The following is a 2,137-nucleotide window of genomic DNA, read 5'->3' as shown; positions in this document are numbered from 1 at the left end:
TGATGGCGATGCCCGGCGCCGCGATCTACGAGTTGTCCGATGCGGGCGTGCGCCGCGTCGACTACGACGAAGTCGCACACGTCATGCTTTACAAGCGGATACTTAGGGATCCTAACTTCATCGCCTCGATGTTGACTGACAGCGAAGCAGATGGCGACGGCTCAGCCGAAGCGGAATAGCCCTCGCCGTAACGGCTATTGCAGTGCACCCCAGCGGTCGACGGCTGGTTCAGCCGACGCCCATTTCCACACCGAACCTTGCTGGCAGGCGCTGGCGGTGAACCAGTCTGTCTTCGAATCGGGCTTGTCGCCATCGACGAACGAGAACGCGAACTCCTTGCAGCTCGCGAGCGCCGTGTCGAAGGCGCGGATGACTCGCACTTCGCCGTGGCCGTTCTCGATCGGCAACGTATGCTTGACCCGCCACGGTTGCGACGCGCCCACCGGCAGGCTGCCGACCAGCGTCGCGATCGCATCTTGCTGATCCGCATGCATGCGCAGCATGTAACGGTTGACCGCTTCGTCCGTTGCCGCCTGCACGGCAATACCGACGCCGATGCCGACGGCCGGATTCGCAGTCACGGCGCCGGTCGCAACGCCCGCCACCGCACCGCTGGCCGCGCCGATCGACGCGCACCCGCTCATTGCCGCGCCTGCGCCGGCACAGACTAATGCGGCGAGAATCATGCGCGGGCTCATTGCAGTGCGCCCCAGCGTTCGGTGGCCGGCTCCGCCGAGGCCCATTTCCACGCGTTGCCGTCTCGGCAGACCGAGGCGACGTAGAAGGCACTGGAGGCCGGTTGTTTGTTCGTCGCATCTTGATCGACGGAAAACACGATTTCCTTGCAGTCGAGCGCGCCGGTGCTGATGATGCGGCTCACGGTCACGCGGCCGTGTTCGTTATCCTCGATCGGCACCGAATGCTTGGCCGCCCAGGGTGCGACAGCCCCGACGGCAAGCGATCCGGCCGCGATCGCGATCGAGTCTTGGGTCTGCTTATGGACGACGCGTTCCGTGTATTGCACGCCCGCTTTGGCTGCAGCGACGGCGCCGAGACCAATGCCGGTCGCGACCGCCGCATTGCGCGTGACTTTCGCGGCTACCGCCGCGCCGGCAATACCGGCACCTGCGGTCGCGCTTTCGGTGTAGACGGAACTACAGCCGCTCATGTCGATGATGGCCGCCGCGGCAAGCGCGACGACCGCGAATCGGTGCAGGGTGAATTGCATATTTCTGCCTTTGGCTCTTTCTTTTCGCCTATTACTTATACTTATTGCTTCTCGCTTATTGCCTATTGCATTGTTGCCGTTCAGCACAAAGCGCGCCGACGGCCGGACGCTTCCGCTAACCGTGCCGTACGCTGCGTAGCGCGCGCGTTGCCGCGGCATTTTGCAACATCGGAATCGAGAATGGCAGTGAAAAAGTGCAAAAAATTGCAAACGAACCACTGAATCGGCGGGAATGGCAGAGCGAAAGCTCCGCTACAACGTCCTCGCCGCCTCGCACCGGTGGTCGAGCAACGTTTCCGCGGATCCCGTTCCGCCATCGGTGTCCAGGCTGCTGTTCAGGACGAACCACCCGGCATCCGCCGCGGACGGCCCCGCACCCGCCACGAATATCGTCTGCTGCGCCATGACGTCCGGGCTGGTCCCGCTCCCGGCGACAAGATCGAACGGATTGAAATCGAACGTGGGCCCGGGGATACGCATGATCCGGTAGCGCGTGCCGTCGATCGTGTCCCAAGCCCATGCCCGCGGCGGATCGTTTCGATGTCGTGCCAGTGCCGCGGTGGCATCGGCTCGCATGCAGTCGATATGAATATGCAACTGCTCCTGCGAACGACGCATGGCCGAATTGATCTCAAGGCCGATTTGATCGTCGGCGAGCGACGTGCGGTGCCCCTTCTTCAAAGCGGCTTCGACATCGCTGCGCGCGTTCCAGGCATCGGCCCAGTAGTTCGGTGCGTCTGGAGCAAGCAGAAGCGGGCTTTCGACGCCGGAAATCCGATCGGTCGGTATCAAAAGATGTTGGGCGACACCATTCCGGTCGCGCAGCAGCGCGTAGCGTCCGGGTAAATTGACGGTGGCGCAGACACCCGCTTTACCCGTCGTGCGCGCGGCCGGCACGCAATCGAGATT

At 63.2% G+C, this 2,137-nt stretch carries 3 protein-coding genes; all 3 read right to left on the bottom strand.

Annotated elements, in window-relative coordinates:
• Positions 1 to 194: 194 nt before the first annotated feature.
• The gene (locus ACTHL0_RS21690) at positions 195 to 698 is read right to left on the bottom strand and encodes a hypothetical protein (RefSeq protein ID WP_440568961.1); all 504 of its coding nucleotides are present in this window, start codon (positions 696 to 698) and stop codon (positions 195 to 197) included.
• Positions 695 to 1,228: a hypothetical protein gene (locus tag ACTHL0_RS21685; RefSeq protein WP_440568960.1), complete on the bottom strand. Its 534-nt coding sequence runs from the start codon at positions 1,226 to 1,228 to the stop codon at positions 695 to 697. The genes ACTHL0_RS21690 and ACTHL0_RS21685 overlap by 4 nt, the downstream gene beginning before the upstream one ends.
• Before the next feature lie 252 nt (positions 1,229 to 1,480).
• The coding region (locus ACTHL0_RS21680) for a CDP-diacylglycerol diphosphatase (RefSeq protein ID WP_440568959.1) at positions 1,481 to 2,137 on the bottom strand (657 nt) is incomplete at its 5' end.

The organism is Trinickia sp. (genome assembly GCF_051961175.1).
Classification (GTDB): domain Bacteria; phylum Pseudomonadota; class Gammaproteobacteria; order Burkholderiales; family Burkholderiaceae; genus Trinickia.
This window is presented reverse-complemented; position numbering and strand designations above follow the sequence as displayed.